This window comes from Shewanella vaxholmensis (assembly GCF_031932135.1).
GTDB lineage: Bacteria > Pseudomonadota > Gammaproteobacteria > Enterobacterales > Shewanellaceae > Shewanella > Shewanella hafniensis.
In genome coordinates this window covers 25,517-38,650 of the sequence record NZ_JAUOEV010000030.1, presented here as the reverse complement: position 1 = coordinate 38,650, position 13,134 = coordinate 25,517, and the positions used below count along the sequence as shown (strand labels likewise).

Annotated in this window: 11 protein-coding genes; 5 read left to right on the top strand and 6 right to left on the bottom strand. The window is 47.9% G+C overall.

Features of this window, described 5'->3' with window-relative positions; all coding sequences use genetic code 11:
* Positions 1 to 39: 39 nt before the first annotated feature.
* Entirely contained in the window at positions 40 to 978 is a 939-nt protein-coding gene (locus tag Q4Q46_RS19810) for an SDR family NAD(P)-dependent oxidoreductase (RefSeq protein ID WP_311906861.1), read from the bottom strand.
* Positions 979 to 1,345: 367 nt separating this feature from the next.
* Between Q4Q46_RS19810 and Q4Q46_RS19805 the strand changes: the two genes are divergently transcribed.
* Positions 1,346 to 2,221, top strand: a complete 876-nt coding sequence (locus Q4Q46_RS19805; RefSeq protein WP_220590662.1) for a 1,4-dihydroxy-2-naphthoate polyprenyltransferase — start codon at positions 1,346 to 1,348, stop codon at positions 2,219 to 2,221.
* A 176-nt stretch (positions 2,222 to 2,397) separates the two neighbouring features.
* On the opposite strand, the gene Q4Q46_RS19800 is transcribed toward Q4Q46_RS19805, so the two are convergent.
* Together Q4Q46_RS19800 and Q4Q46_RS19795 are read right to left on the bottom strand one after the other, a co-directional pair.
* Positions 2,398 to 3,213 (bottom strand): DODA-type extradiol aromatic ring-opening family dioxygenase, encoded by an 816-nt coding sequence (locus Q4Q46_RS19800; protein WP_311906860.1) that lies wholly within the window; start codon positions 3,211 to 3,213, stop codon positions 2,398 to 2,400.
* 61 nt (positions 3,214 to 3,274) lie between these two features.
* Positions 3,275 to 3,757 (bottom strand): DoxX family protein, encoded by a 483-nt coding sequence (locus Q4Q46_RS19795; RefSeq protein ID WP_226060286.1) that lies wholly within the window; start codon positions 3,755 to 3,757, stop codon positions 3,275 to 3,277.
* A gap of 162 nt (positions 3,758 to 3,919) precedes the next feature.
* On the opposite strand from Q4Q46_RS19795, the gene Q4Q46_RS19790 reads away from it, so the two are divergent.
* Positions 3,920 to 4,819, top strand: a complete 900-nt coding sequence (locus tag Q4Q46_RS19790) for a LysR family transcriptional regulator (protein WP_259528717.1) — start codon at positions 3,920 to 3,922, stop codon at positions 4,817 to 4,819.
* Positions 4,820 to 4,963: 144 nt separating this feature from the next.
* On the opposite strand, the gene gnd is transcribed toward Q4Q46_RS19790, so the two are convergent.
* From gnd to Q4Q46_RS19775, 3 genes are all read right to left on the bottom strand, one after another.
* Positions 4,964 to 6,490: an NADP-dependent phosphogluconate dehydrogenase gene (gene gnd / locus Q4Q46_RS19785; RefSeq protein ID WP_311906859.1), complete on the bottom strand. Its 1,527-nt coding sequence runs from the start codon at positions 6,488 to 6,490 to the stop codon at positions 4,964 to 4,966.
* Positions 6,491 to 6,697: 207 nt separating this feature from the next.
* Positions 6,698 to 7,012 (bottom strand): quaternary ammonium compound efflux SMR transporter SugE, encoded by a 315-nt coding sequence (sugE, locus tag Q4Q46_RS19780; protein ID WP_011847232.1) that lies wholly within the window; start codon positions 7,010 to 7,012, stop codon positions 6,698 to 6,700.
* A 362-nt stretch (positions 7,013 to 7,374) separates the two neighbouring features.
* Positions 7,375 to 9,333: a propionyl-CoA synthetase gene (locus Q4Q46_RS19775; protein ID WP_311906858.1), complete on the bottom strand. Its 1,959-nt coding sequence runs from the start codon at positions 9,331 to 9,333 to the stop codon at positions 7,375 to 7,377.
* 291 nt (positions 9,334 to 9,624) lie between these two features.
* Here Q4Q46_RS19775 and Q4Q46_RS19770 point away from each other — a divergent pair, with 291 nt between their 5' ends.
* From Q4Q46_RS19770 to Q4Q46_RS19760, 3 genes are all read left to right on the top strand, one after another.
* The gene (locus tag Q4Q46_RS19770) at positions 9,625 to 10,032 is read left to right on the top strand and encodes a MerR family transcriptional regulator (RefSeq protein WP_006082318.1); all 408 of its coding nucleotides are present in this window, start codon (positions 9,625 to 9,627) and stop codon (positions 10,030 to 10,032) included.
* A gap of 161 nt (positions 10,033 to 10,193) precedes the next feature.
* Positions 10,194 to 11,363: an isovaleryl-CoA dehydrogenase gene (locus Q4Q46_RS19765; RefSeq protein WP_012089637.1), complete on the top strand. Its 1,170-nt coding sequence runs from the start codon at positions 10,194 to 10,196 to the stop codon at positions 11,361 to 11,363.
* A gap of 116 nt (positions 11,364 to 11,479) precedes the next feature.
* Complete coding sequence (locus Q4Q46_RS19760; RefSeq protein WP_311906857.1) at positions 11,480 to 13,087, top strand: carboxyl transferase domain-containing protein; 1,608 nt, start codon at positions 11,480 to 11,482, stop codon at positions 13,085 to 13,087.
* Positions 13,088 to 13,134 lie beyond the last annotated feature (47 nt).

Below are 13,134 nucleotides of genomic sequence, written 5' to 3'. Positions count from 1 at the left end.
TTAAGCTGACCAGTCTTCTATCGATTATTCACAATGAAATCAATCAATTTTAATATGGTGTTCTAGCGCACTTAACTGAGACCAAGACAAGACTTTATCCTCACCACTGGAGTGCAAAGTAACAGGAAAGGATTGGTATAGCTGGGGCCACTGCTGCGCGAGATTATCTGGCGTAAAAAGCCCCTCATTAAAATACATCGGCTGAAACTCGACAAACATGCCATGGCTGATACTGCCCGCACCTGCGAGTAAGTGTTGACCATTGGGCGCCTGTTCACTCACCAAAAAAGCCGTTGTGGCGGTTAATGACTCAAAGGAAAATAACGGCTGAATCGCACTCGCTAAATGTTTGGCGGTCATCGCTGTGACGGCCTGCGGGCATAAACTATTGACACGAATATTATGAATTTCTCCTTCTATCGATAAGCAATTTACCATGCCCACCAGCGCCATCTTACTCGCGCTGAAACCAACTTGATGCAAATCACCAAACAAGGCCGAAGCTCCCGTCGTCATCATGATCCGACCATAATCCTGTTGTTGCATATAGGGCCAAACGGCTTGCGTCAGATAAAAACTGCCATTGAGATCGACATCCAATTGCCGTTGCCACTGCTCAAGCTTAATGTGCTCGAACGGACAAGCACCGTAGATCCCCGCGTTATTAATCAAGATATCAATGCGATGCCAACGTAGGATCACTTCTTCGACCATGCGGTTTACTTCATCCCGCTGGCTAACATCAAGCACAAAGTAGAGACAGTCACCGCCGAGTTTAATAATGCTGCAGTAGGTTTGCATCAATGCTAAGTTGGCCGGCATTGTTTGAGCACCATAGGTAGAAATAGACTCGGATGACGATAACGGCTGATCAACGAGCACCACCTTCGCGCCCCGCTCAGCCAACATGATGGCATAGGCTCGACCTAGCCCTGCTCCCGCCCCAGTGACTAACGCCACCTTATTATCGAAACGCATCCAAATATATCCTTATCGGCATAACAGTAGCGGCAAAACGCAGCCAATGAATGCTCAAAAACAACCCGCATAAGGCGACTCGCACCTGTGGTATTTCCAGTTGAACATAGGATTTAGCGTTACGCCTATGTCTTGGGCGGCGCAGTGTCTCCAACAACATCAACTATAGAAACACAGACTTTTTTGATTTTCTTTGAGCTTGACGACAAATCTCCGTCTACATCAGTGAACATATGTGCGCCAATTCAAACTCTGTTAAATGCGTTTATTAGATAGTGCTCACTTTCGTGTTAAATCTTGTTATGCTATGCGCTAATTGAGCCCTTGCTCGATACCATTTCCCATTTACCAATAACGACTGGACGCCATGAATCCTTGGATTTTAGCTATAAGACCCCGTACGCTACCCGCGGCCATAGGTCCCCTATTGATAGGCAATATTCTCGCTCTGCATCTTGAGAGTTACAGCTGGTTAATCGCTGCCACTTCTATGTTGTGCGCTGTGTTATTACAAATTGCCGTCAATCTCGCTAACGACTATTTTGACTTTAAAAACGGCATAGACACAGCCGAACGCTTAGGACCGGTTCGCGTGACGCAAAGCGGCTTAATTTCGCCAACAAGCGTTCGTAATGCCATGATATTTTGCCTCTTAATGGCGCTTGCTGTGGGGTCGTATTTAATTTGGCACGGCGGCTGGCCTATCGCGATTCTCGCCGCGGCCGCCATTTTAGGTGCACTCGGTTACAGTGGTGGCCCCTATCCCCTCGCTTCCCATGGGCTGGGCGAAGTCGCGGCCTTTATCTTTTTTGGCTTAGTTGCTGTGGTGGGGAGTTATTATCTGCAGGCGGGTGACACAACAATTAATGCTTGGTTATTAGGCTGCGCCATTGGGCTGTTCAATGCGGCTATCATGCTGGTCAATAACACCCGCGATATTCGCACCGATACCCAAGCGGGCAAGCACACACTGGCAGTTCGTATCGGCGAAGCACAATCAAAAGTGTTATATCAAGCGCTGATTTATCTGCCTTTCGGCTTAGTGATTGCAGGCTTTCTAATGGGGATTTTACCTGGGTTACCAGTATTACTTGCGGGCTTATCACTGCTTATCGCCCGTAAACTCAGCAGCGATTTCTATGCGGTGTCCGGTGAAGCATTAAATCCGTTACTCGGCCGCACGGCTAAGTTAACCATGATTTTCAGTACCTTGTTTAGCGTGGGTTTAGTGTTTACCGCATAAGAGTCACACCGCTAGGCTAATCAATTGGTCGCTACAAGCAGCCGTAGCTTAATCCTAAATACGAAAAAGGTTCGTATCCTCAACAGATACGAACCTTTTTTATTGGCTGAATATGCTTAACCTTAGGTTTACTGCCATGTTCAGCCACGGCAATCCAACATCAGATTATTGCCAGACTATTGCCAGATATAGCCTGAGATCAGTGTATTTAATAAAATGCCGTTAAAGTTACATAGCGCTTGGGATGAATCACTGTGACCAGCGCCGAAACACACATGAAGTGGCAATAAATGTTCTTCACGTGGATGGCTAAACCGCGCTTCTGGGGCTGATTGCCAATGAGTTAATGCTGTTTTTACCTCAGCAGAACTATCACTTGCGGTTAATGTTTGCGTCAGCCAATAGTCAAACTCTGCGCTGCGGCTTTGTACCGAGGGATCGCTTGAGAAAAATGCCCGCATATTGTGAAATGACATGCCAGAGCCCACAATCAATACCCCTTGATCCCGTAGCGGCGCTAAAGCTTCGCCAATCGCTATATGGGTTTCAGGATCGAGACTGTGGACTAACGACATTTGTACTACGGGAATATTCGCCTCGGGATACATCAACTTAAGTGGTACAAAGGTGCCGTGATCAAATGCTCGCTCGCTATCTAAGCGGGCGGCGATACCTTTATCCGCGAGCATATTCACAATCTGCGCCGCTAATTCTGGCTCACCCGGTGCAGGATATGTCAGCTGATACGCTTCGGGTGGAAAACCATAGTAGTCATATAAAATGCCGGGCTTAGGGCTACTCGACAAGGTCACCACAGATTCTTCCCAATGGGCGGTGATCAGCACAATCGCCCTAGGGGTTGGAATGGGCGCGGTCACTGAGGTTAAAAAAGCACACAACTCTTTATGATTGGCATCATTTAGCAAAGGCATTGGACCACCACCGTGGGGCACAAATAGCACAGGCATACGACTCGCTTTAACTTGCATCATGGCTTTCTCTTGTTGATTAACTTATATCGGTACGACTGACTTCAGACTCTATTTTTATCACTTAAAATGCGGAGCGACTTAGCGCCAACTGCCGCTGAAATTGCACTAAACGCTCAATAATTTCATCCAGTTTGATAACTAGAAAGAGTCCAGCCGATAAACTCAATGCAGGCAGTGCATTAATCGCCGCTTCATAGTTAAAGTGGAAATAAATCGCCCCCATCATAATCGCCAGCAAACCGCTCGCCGATAGCACTCGGTAGTCACGTAGACACAATCCAAGGGCGCCAATCACTTCCATCAAACCAATAAAATAGCCAAATCCGGTGGGAAGATTCATCAAAGTAAACGGAACATGGAACATAGGCACGCCAAATAACTTGGCAAATCCCGAGATAAAAAACACTATGCTCATCGCCAGTGTGACGGTTGCGGCGGCGCGATTGAGTGTATTGGCACAAAGGAATAGCTTCTGCGAATCGGCCTCAGCAACTAAGCCATTGATACTTGAGCCCTTAGCACCACATAAGTTTGAAAATCGCATCGCACACACCCCATTGATCTTAATATTGCCGTCAGTCTTGGGCATAAATGCGCAGACGACGAGCGAGAATGGAGTAGATTATGAGCCGATAAAAGATAAATAAATATGGAATAAAATCTAATATCTCATAAACTAATAATTTATTACTTGCGAGCAATCCCAGTGACCTTAGACCAACTGCTGATGTTTAAAACCGTGGCTGAGGCGGGCTCACTCAAAGCCGCCAGTGACAAGCTACATAAAACCCAACCCGCCATTAGTCAAAGTATCAAACAGTTAGAATCTCAACTCGATCTCATCTTATTTAACCGTGAAGGTTATCGACTCGCCATCACAGAGCAAGGCCGAAAACTGCTGCAACATACCCAGCGGGTGCTGAATGAAGCGCAGGAAATGAAGCAAGTGGCGAAACATTTAGCCAAAGGCAACGAAGCGAGTATCACCTTAGCTTTTGAAGCCTCTTTCAATCTCGCTCGAATTCTACCGATTTTAGAACTGACTCAAAATGAGTTCCCCTACACCCAAATCATTCTCAAACAAGAATTTTTAACTGGTGCGCTCGAAGCGCTGAATCAAGATAAAGCCGAAATCATCATCTCCGCGGGCGGAATTGAGCCCATACGCTCGAGTCATTTAGAATTAGCCTATCTTTTTTCCGGTAGCCTGCTCGATGTCGCCGCGCCGCGCATGCTTGAGCGACATCCGACACTGACTTACGCACGAGAACTCGTTAACGAATACCAAATCGTGATCCAAGATACGGGCTCAGGCACTGCGAATATTGAGTTTGGGGTACAGGCGGGGCAACGACGTTGGTATGTTAATGATTTTTATACCAAGAAAATGCTTATTCAAAGTGGTATGGGCTGGGGCAAGCTGCCGCACTATATGATTGAAGATTCACTCAAACAAGGTGCATTAATCGCACTGGATCTACGCGAAAGACAAAACAACATTCAACTCGATTACTATGTGATGCGAAAACCCCACTCACCTTTGGGCCCTGTCGCCCAAGCACTCTGGCAAAAGCTGATCGCCTTTTCATCTGAGCTGAATGCTTAGGAATTCAAGCTTAAGATTTAGCTTAGTGACTTAAAATGAATTGAAGTCAAAAATTCATAAGCCGTTATATAATCATCGACCATAAACAAAAACGCCCCTTATCAAGGGGGCGTTTTTCATTTTGACAGCGGGCAGAACCTTAGATTAAACCTTAACTAAAGTGCGCTCTTTGGCGCTCCAATCTAAGTGATATTTCTCGCCAGCTGGCGTATCGATACGCTCAAAGGTATGAGAGCCGAAAAAGTCACGCTGACCTTGGAGCAAGTTCGCTGGTAATGTTTCGCAGCGGTAACTGTCGTAATATGCCAGTGCTGAGCTAATACACGGCGCTGGAATGCCTTGCATTACCGCTGTCGCTACCGCAGTGCGCCATAGGCCTTGCTTTTCAGATAAGGCTGACGCAAAACTGTCAGCCATCAACAGATTGCTAAGCTCGGCATTGTCTTCATAGGCTTGAGTGATTGATTGCAAGAACGTCGCGCGAATGATACAACCCGCACGCCAAATTTTTGCAATTTCAGCAAAGTCTAACTGCCATTTTTGCTCATGGGCCGTCATTGCCATCAACTGGAAGCCTTGCGCGTAACAACACACTTTCGCGCAATATAACGCACTTTCAAGGGCTTCAATCAACTGCGCTTTTTGCGCATCATCGATAGCAGGTGCATTTGGCCCAGCCAATTTCTGGCTAAGTTGTAAACGTAAGGATTTTTGGGTACTTACGGCGCGAGCATATACAGCTTCAGCAATCGTCGGTGCCGGACAACCAATTTGTAAACTGCTCACGGCCGTCCACAAACCCGTGCCTTTTTGGCCCGCTTTATCTAAGATCATTTCCACCAACGGATTACCCGTTAATGGATCGGCCTGTTTTAAGACTTCGGCACTGATCCCCATCAAATAGCTGTTTAAGCTGCCTTTGTTCCAGCGTTCAAACACATCGCCCACTTCTGCAGCGCTCATGCCTAAACCGTCATGCAGCATTTGATAGGCTTCGCAAATCAACTGCATATCTGCGTATTCAATACCGTTGTGCACCATCTTCACGTAATGGCCAGAACCCGCAGGACCAATATAAGTCGTGCATGGCTCGCCTTCTGTCACTGGATTACCCGGTTCGAAGCGCTCTATGGGTAAACCTGTACTCGCATCAACCTTAGCGGCAATGGCTTTCCAAATAGGTGCCACGTGATGCCATGCATCGATATCGCCGCTTGGCATAAGTGATGGACCGAAACGCGCACCGACTTCACCGCCCGAAACCGCAGAGCTGAAAAATACAAACTGACCTTTGTAGCGCGCTTCACGCTCAACAGTGTCAGTCCATAGGCTGTTACCGGTATCGATAACGATATCATCGGACTCAATTCCGGCAGAAATCAAAGCACTACAGACACCATCGACGGGTGCGCCCGCGGGAACAGAAAGCACAAGAATGCGGGGTTTTGTGAGACTGGCTAACATTTCGGTAAGATTAGCACAGCCAAGAATGCGAGGTTCGAGTCCAGCGCGTTCCTGTTTTTCTTGCTGTATAACACCATTAACTTTAACAGGATCGAGGTCAAATGCGCTGACGTGATATTGGTTATCCGCGATGTTTAGCGCGAGGTTTTTACCCATAACGCCAAGGCCAATTACGCCGATATCATTAAGATTGCTGTGGTTTTGCATTATATAATTCCCACGGGTCACAGAGGTTAGAGCTAACCAATTTTGAGGGGTAATTATACCGATCTTTGTAACTTAATTACCAGAGAGAAAAGGCGATGCATACGATTGGCAATCTCGATTACAGTGAGATTGCCAATCCCGTATTGCGAAACGGGTTAGTTAGGACTTAGCCCAAGTGATACTTGTATTGGCACGTTTATCGACAACTTAGTTTGCGAGTTTAAGCCCTAAAACGCCCAGTAATATCAGTATCAAACTGGCAATCTTAAGTAAGCTAACTCCTTCTCCTAACAGGATAATTCCCGCGATAGCGGTGCCCATAGCGCCAATACCGACCCACACGCCGTAAGCCGTACCGATAGGCAGCTGCTTAACTGCGAGTCCGAGTAACAATACACTCACGGCCATCGACGCCACTGTAAAGATACTTGGCCACAAACGCGTGAAACCTTCGGTATATTTAAGCCCTATGGCCCAACCAATTTCGAATAAACCCGCAAGGACTAATAAGAACCAACTCATAGTGAACTCCTAATTAGGGGTCGTCCCCTACCAAATTAAGGCATGTTTAGGGTCGTCCCTAAGCCGGTGAGAATATAAAGTCGTCAGTGATGTGTATCTAAAATATCCATAGATACACATTGCTTCTAGTGGTGATTTTAGTTGAATGAATTAAACAATTGCTAATGCTCAATTCCCGCATATAAACAACTCAAAATAATGCAATTGAGTAGCAAAAACATTCAATAAATACGCGGCAAGAATAGCAAATCATAATGGACTATTGCTCAAATTGAGCGGGGATATTTGTTTCAATTCGCAACAGCAAGCGATTTTTAGAATGGGAATTTCCTACATGAAATCCCCATTCACTAAACGCAAGCTTAGATTAAGGCATCGGCATAACCCATGCGAGTGAGCGCGGTGCGCACTAGCTCTAAGGTCTGTGGATCTTCTATGGTCGCTGGTGCGGTATATTGCTGATTATCGGCAATTTTTCGCATAGTACCGCGTAAAATCTTCCCAGAGCGCGTTTTAGGCAATTTTTGAATCGCACTGACTAACCTAAAGGAGGCGACGGGACCAATCTCTTGACGAACTAGGGTAATAAGCTGTTTATGCAGCTCTTCATCACTGATCGTCACGCCCTTTTTCAGTACCACTAATCCTAAAGGCACCTGACCTTTGAGCTGATCATCCACACCAATCACCGCCGCTTCGGCCACATCAGGATGTTGACACAAGACTTCTTCAAAACGTCCGGTCGATAACCTGTGCCCCGCCACATTTATGATGTCATCAATACGACTCATAATGTAGAGATAACCGTCTTCATCGGTATAACCCGCATCGCCAGTTAAGTAATAACCTGGATACATAGACAAGTAACTATCTTGGTAGCGTTGATCATTTTGCCACAGTGTCGTTAAGGTTCCCGGCGGTAGAGGCAATTTAATCACCACATTACCTGAAGTATTGGGCGCAACTTGCTCACCCAATTCGTCCACCACTTCAACCGCATAACCCGGCACAGGTAAAGCGGGCGAGCCTGGCTTAATGGCGACGGGCGCTGTGCCCATCAAATTTGCCGCGACTGGCCAACCCGTTTCGGTTTGCCACCAGTGATCGATAACAGGTTTAGCGAGTTTAGTGTGTGCCCAAACTAAAGTATCGGGATCGCAACGTTCACCTGCCAAAAACACATTTTTAAGACAGGTTAAATCAACGCCTTGTAAATACTCACCATCAGGATCTTCACGCTTGATCGCGCGAATGGCCGTCGGCGCGGTGAAGAAGCTTTTAACTTTATATTTGGCAATCGTGCGCCAAAATGCGCCGGGATCGGGCGTACCGACAGGTTTGCCTTCATACATTAAGGTTGTGGCGCCCACCAGCAGCGGTCCGTACACAATATAAGAGTGACCCACAACCCAGCCCACATCAGACGCTGCCCAAAACACATCGCCCGCTTGAATATCGTAAATATGTTGCATCGACCAAGCCAGAGCCACAGCATGGCCGCCATTATCGCGCACCACACCTTTAGGCTGACCCGTGGTGCCTGAGGTATAAAGCACATACAAGGGATCGGTGGCCTTAAGCGCGGCACAATCGGCCTTAGGCGCAGTCGCTAATGCAGCTTGCCAATCTAAGTCACGGCCCTCAAGTAAATCAGCCTGATACTGGCTGCGATTTAAAATCAGGCAGTGATCAACCTGATGCACTGACTGAGCTAACGCTTTGTCTAGCAAAGGTTTATAAGGAATGACGCCCGAAGGCTCAATTCCGCAGGATGCCGACAGTACCAATTTAGGCTTAGCATCATTAATCCGAGTCGCGAGTTCATTGGCGGCAAAACCACCAAAAACCACAGAATGAATCGCACCTATGCGAGCACAGGCCAGCATAGCGAAGGCGGTTTCCGGCACCATAGGCATATAAATCACCACACGGTCGCCCTTCCCTATACCAATAGATTGCATAAAGCCCGCGAGTCGGCTCACTTGAGCCTGTAACTCCCCGTAGCTAATGCCGTATTCAGTATCAGTAACAGGGCTCACATATTGGATAGCCACTTGGTCACCGCGTCCAGCCAGCACATGGCGATCAACGGCGTTATAACAAGTGTTCATCTCACCATCGGCGAACCAATGATAAAACGGCGCCTGCGATTCATCGAGCACCGTTTGCGCAGGTTTAATCCAATCGAGCGTCTTCGCCGCTTCTCCCCAGAATTCGGCTTTATTAAGCAAGGATGCTTGGTGCAACGCTTGATGTTTTTGTTGGTTCTGTTTTTGATTTGCGGCTTGCGCTACAGATGCATTTTGCTGTTCGGTCAACATATGTCCTCCAATCAGGACTGCGGCTAAAATCGTCAGCCGCAATAACTACCCCTTCCAACAACCATTATTAACAGGGGGGCATCCAGCCCACTATTAGACGTTAGCCTATAACCAGAAAATATTTGTGGTTTTATGTGAGAACACTAATTTAAAGCACCCGTTTTAATCTGGCCGCACAGGCTGATGGCAATTGGGATTGACACTTTTATGGCAACAGAATAAAAGTCAAAATCTTTACCTTTACGTAAACTTCATATATCTTGCTTAAAACTGATTATTTAGGGTGCATGAATGAGCGCAACGAACACACCACAAACGACTTACTCGATCAGTGATCTCTCAAAAGAATTTGATATCACTACGCGTAGTATTCGTTTTTACGAAGACCAAGGTTTGCTTAAGCCTAAACGCCGCGGCCAAACCCGTATTTATAGCCTCAAAGACAGGGTGCGTCTCAAGCTCATTCTTCGCGGCAAACGCTTGGGCTTTTCGTTGGCAGAAACCCGTCGCCTGTTCGAATTATACGATGCCGACAAGAGCAGCACCTCACAGCTCAATACCATGCTGGCGCTAGTGGAAGAAAAGAAATCCGCCCTACAGCAGCAAATGGACGACATTAAAGTGGTGTTGATGGAACTCAATTCCGCCGAGCAGCAATGCCGCTTAGCCTTAGAAGATAACAAAACGGCAAAAGCCTAAATCCCAGTGGCAACAAGATCAAGTCAATATGATTGACTCGCGCATTTCAAGACGCAGGATGTTAGCACTAGGATTAAGTACAAGATTGAAAAGACTCAAGCACCTAAAAATCATAAAAACGATAACAATCTGAAATTAGAACATCTGAAAGGACACAAGCAATGAACTCTCTCTACACAAGTCTGAATTTTGGCCTAGGCGAAGACGTCGACATGCTGCGCGATGCGGTGCAGGATTTTGCCGCGAATGAAATCGCTCCAATTGCCGCGAAAGTGGATCACGACAACGCCTTCCCCAATGAACTTTGGCCTGTGCTAGGAGGAATGGGACTGCTCGGCGTAACCGTACCCGAAGAGTTTGGCGGCGCGAACATGGGCTACCTTGCCCACGTCGTGGCGATGGAAGAAATCTCCCGTGCATCGGCCTCTATCGGCCTAAGTTATGGCGCCCACTCAAACCTGTGTGTCAATCAAATCAACCGTAACGGTAATGCCGCGCAAAAAGCCAAGTATCTGCCAAAACTGGTGAGTGGTGAACATATTGGCGCACTCGCCATGAGTGAGCCAAACGCAGGTTCTGACGTAGTATCAATGAAGTTACACGCCCGTAAAGAAGGCGACCGTTTCATCTTAAACGGCAACAAGATGTGGATCACCAACGGCCCCGATGCACACACCTATGTGATTTACGCTAAAACCGACTTAACCAAAGGCGCACACGGTATTACCGCCTTTATCGTTGAGCGTGATTCGAAAGGTTTTAGCCAAGCGCAAAAACTCGACAAACTCGGCATGCGCGGCTCTAACACCTGCGAACTGGTGTTTGAAGATGTGGAAGTGCCAGAAGAAAACATTTTAGGCGGCCTCAACAACGGCGTAAAAGTGCTGATGAGCGGCTTAGATTACGAGCGCGTCGTGCTATCTGGCGGCCCGCTGGGGATCATGAACGCTTGTATGGATATCGTTGTACCTTACATCCACGAGCGTGAGCAATTTGGTAAATCGATTGGTGAATTCCAACTGGTACAAGGCAAGTTAGCCGACATGTACACAGGCATGAATGCCGCCAAATCCTACGTGTATGCAGTGGCAAAATCCTGTGACCGCGGTGAAACCACCCGTAAAGATGCCGCGGGCGCCATTCTGTATAGCGCAGAACTCGCCACCAAAATGGCACTGGATGCAATTCAACTGCTCGGCGGTAACGGCTATGTCAACGAATACGCCACAGGCCGTTTACTGCGCGATGCCAAGCTGTATGAAATCGGCGCTGGCACCTCAGAAATTCGCCGCATGCTGATTGGTCGCGAACTGTTCAATGAGTCGAAATAACGCGAGTTCCAATAATCTCTCACAAGTGAATGGGTAGCCCCTCACTGTAATTTACAGTTTGCGCCACCCATTCGAGCAAGGTGATACCGAGTTTCCGCTTTATAAGGACAATCAAAGTGACGCAAATAAGCAGTCGTATCAACGCCCGTAGCGATGAATTTAAAGCAAAATCCGACGATATGGCCGCCCTAGTGGCCGATCTTAAAACTAAACTCAATAAAATCGAACTCGGCGGCGGCCCTGTGGCGCTGGAGCGCCATTTATCTCGCGGTAAATTACTCCCACGTCAACGGGTTGAAAAGCTGCTCGATGCAGGTTCACCCTTTTTAGAACTGTCGCAATTTGCCGCGTTTGAAGTCTACGACGAAGAAGTGCCCGCTGCGGGCATTATCGCTGGTATCGGCCGAGTGAGTGGCGTGGAGTGCATGATCATCGCCAACGACGCTACAGTTAAGGGCGGCACTTACTACCCGATTACCGTCAAAAAACACCTTCGTGCCCAAGATATTGCCAGCCGTTGTCACTTGCCTTGTATTTATTTAGTCGACTCGGGCGGCGCTAACCTGCCCCGCCAAGATGAAGTGTTCCCAGACCGCGACCATTTCGGCCGTATCTTTTACAACCAAGCGCAAATGTCCGCCAAAGGTATCCCACAAATCGCTGTGGTCATGGGCTTATGTACCGCAGGTGGTGCCTACGTGCCCGCCATGGCGGATGAATCCATTATCGTAAAAGATCAAGGCACTATTTTCTTAGCAGGCCCACCATTAGTGAAAGCGGCCACTGGCGAAGAAGTTAGCGCCGAAGAACTGGGCGGCGCCGAAGTGCACACCAAAATTTCCGGCGTGGCGGACCATTTAGCGCAAAACGATGAGCACGCGCTGGAGCTTGCCCGCCGCGCGGTATCACGCCTGAATCATCAAAAAGAAATCAAATCACTGCTGAGCCCAGTCAAACCGCCGAAGTTCGACATTAGCGAACTGTACGGCATTGTCGGCACTGATTTGAAAAAGCCTTTTGATGTCAAAGAAGTGATCGCCCGTATCGTCGATGATTCTGATTTTGATGAGTTTAAAGCCAGCTACGGCGCAACCTTAGTGTGCGGTTTTGCCCGTATCCACGGCTACCCAGTCGGCATCGTCGCCAACAACGGTATTTTGTTCTCAGAGTCGGCGCAAAAAGGCGCACACTTTATTGAACTGTGCTGCCAACGCAAAATTCCGCTGCTGTTCCTGCAAAATATTACTGGCTTTATGGTGGGTAAAAAGTACGAACACGAAGGCATAGCCAAACACGGCGCTAAAATGGTGACCGCGGTTTCTTGCGCCAATGTGCCTAAATTCACTGTAATTATCGGCGGCAGCTACGGCGCGGGTAACTACGGCATGTGTGGCCGCGCGTTCGAACCGACCATGATGTGGATGTGGCCTAACGCCCGTATCTCTGTGATGGGTGGTGAGCAAGCGGCTGGCGTACTCGCCACAGTGCGCCGCGACGGTTTAGCCCGTAAAAGTGAAGAATGGTCGTTAAAGGATGAAAAAGCCTTTAAAGCGCCGATTGTCGCCCAGTACGACAAAGAAGGTCATCCGTATCATGCCAGCGCCCGGTTATGGGATGACGGCATTATTGACCCAGCGCAAACCCGCGATGTGGTCGGCCTTGCCCTATCAGCGGCGTTAAACGCCCCTATCGAAGACACCCGCTTTGGTGTGTTCCGTATGTAAAGGCACATGTGAAAAACATATGTCACACAAGAAGATAGGGGAAAGAA

What these genes read in the sequence shown, in the direction of transcription:
- Q4Q46_RS19810 (WP_311906861.1), bottom strand. Translation starts at nt 978, where the DNA reads ATGCGTTTCGATAATAAGGTGGCGTTAGTCACTGGGGCGGGAGCAGGG.
- Q4Q46_RS19805 (WP_220590662.1), top strand. Translation starts at nt 1,346, where the DNA reads ATGAATCCTTGGATTTTAGCTATAAGACCCCGTACGCTACCCGCGGCC.
- Q4Q46_RS19800 (WP_311906860.1), bottom strand. Translation starts at nt 3,213, where the DNA reads ATGATGCAAGTTAAAGCGAGTCGTATGCCTGTGCTATTTGTGCCCCAC.
- Q4Q46_RS19795 (WP_226060286.1), bottom strand. Translation starts at nt 3,757, where the DNA reads ATGCGATTTTCAAACTTATGTGGTGCTAAGGGCTCAAGTATCAATGGC.
- gnd (WP_311906859.1), bottom strand. Translation starts at nt 6,490, where the DNA reads ATGCAAAACCACAGCAATCTTAATGATATCGGCGTAATTGGCCTTGGC.
- sugE (WP_011847232.1), bottom strand. Translation starts at nt 7,012, where the DNA reads ATGAGTTGGTTCTTATTAGTCCTTGCGGGTTTATTCGAAATTGGTTGG.
- Q4Q46_RS19775 (WP_311906858.1), bottom strand. Translation starts at nt 9,333, where the DNA reads ATGTTGACCGAACAGCAAAATGCATCTGTAGCGCAAGCCGCAAATCAA.
- Q4Q46_RS19770 (WP_006082318.1), top strand. Translation starts at nt 9,625, where the DNA reads ATGAGCGCAACGAACACACCACAAACGACTTACTCGATCAGTGATCTC.
- Q4Q46_RS19765 (WP_012089637.1), top strand. Translation starts at nt 10,194, where the DNA reads ATGAACTCTCTCTACACAAGTCTGAATTTTGGCCTAGGCGAAGACGTC.